We start from the raw sequence: 1,451 nt of genomic DNA, 5'->3' as shown, positions 1-1,451 counted from the left end.
CCATTCCTTCTGAAATTGCTTGACGAACAACTGCACGGATGGCAGCGTTCATCCCAGGGGCATCTCCACCACTAGTTAAAACAGCAATACGTTTCATTTCGTTGTTTGCTCCTTTTTTTCTTTTACATTCTACGTAATTATAACACAAAGAAAACTAAAATTCTCGTATTTTTCGCAGTTGTTACCGATAAATCGTTTTCATAACAAGATTCTCTAGTTCAACTTCTAATTCTTTGTTTTTCTGGACTGTATAGCCCTTCAATTGCAAGGTTTTCTTCTCTTCTTCATAGCGTAATATTACAGGATATGGCCCTGGATATTTTTTTAAGATAGAAAGCATCATTTTATCATCTTTATGGTTAGCCAGTTGAATCCAGAATTTCTCATTGGTCGCTAGTTGCGCCTCTGCTAGAATCATCTGCAAGCGCCCATCACGCTCTTGTATCTTCCCTGTCAAGTAATAAAAGCCACCTTCTTTTATCAAGGAGGAAAATCGATTGTAGGTTTCAGGAAAAAGAGTCACATCCAATTTTTTCTTGGTATCACTGACTTGTAAGAAAGCCATGAGATCTCCCGACTTGGTTCGAATCGTTCGAATACTTTGTACCTCAATGAGAATGCGTGCCTGCTCTCCTTGAATGAGTTGAGAAATTGGTTGGATCTCGTAGGGACTCGTTTGCCCAATCGCAACCAATGGGTGGGTACTGAGCCCGATGCCAATAATGGCCTCTTCCTTCTCATATTTTTCAGCCTGGCTAAAGTCTTCCACTTCTGTCCAGGAATAGTTAGAATCCGCAAACAAACTTCCTAGCTCATCAGCAAAGACAAACAAATTCGGCAAATTGTGAAGCACCTTGCGTCTATTTTTTTCAAAAATGTCGAATAATCCAAGCTCCACTAAAGGTGTCAACAGAGGCAATTTATGATACTGATTGGGGAGTCGTAAAATGAAATCTTCGACACTTCCAAAAGGACGATTGTCAATGATCCAATACGCTAAATCTCTTGGGAGTCCCTTGATATTTTTCATTCCCAAGTAGATTTTTCGATCCTGGAACTTATCTCTGTAAGGGATGGTATTGATGGATAATGGTGCGACTTTAAAATCAAACTGGAGAGCATCAGTCAGATAATCGCTGCTTGAATAATTGAGCATGACATCAAAGAAAACATCTGGATAATGGACCTTGAAATAGGCCATCTGAAAAGCCAAGGCAGAATAGGCATAGGCATGGGAACGGTTAAACCCATATCCTGCGAATTTTTCCATGATTGCAAAGACCTCTTTAGCTTTTTCTTCCGTATGACCAAGTTTAAGAGCACCTACAACAAAATCGTCTTCCATCTTATGCATTTCAGCTGCATTTTTTTTACCCATAGCCCGACGTAAAATATCGGCTTTCCCTAGACTAAAGCCTGCAAAACGCTGGGCAACCTGCATCACCTGCTCT

1 protein-coding gene and 1 pseudogene are annotated in these 1,451 nt (G+C 40.3%); both read right to left on the bottom strand.

The annotated features are described in order from the left end of the window. A pseudogene (locus SPADD19_RS12615) lies at nt 1-88 on the bottom strand (6-phosphofructokinase); the annotation flags it as partial. Between the two features lie 93 nt (nt 89-181). Continuing rightward, a partial coding sequence (locus tag SPADD19_RS12610; RefSeq protein WP_241496479.1) for a helix-hairpin-helix domain-containing protein occupies nt 182-1,451 on the bottom strand: 1,270 nt, incomplete at its 5' end.

Source organism: Streptococcus parasanguinis (assembly GCF_001578955.1).
Taxonomy (GTDB): domain Bacteria; phylum Bacillota; class Bacilli; order Lactobacillales; family Streptococcaceae; genus Streptococcus; species Streptococcus parasanguinis_U.
Note: the sequence above shows the minus strand (reverse complement) of the source record. Positions and strands in the feature narration are given on the sequence as shown.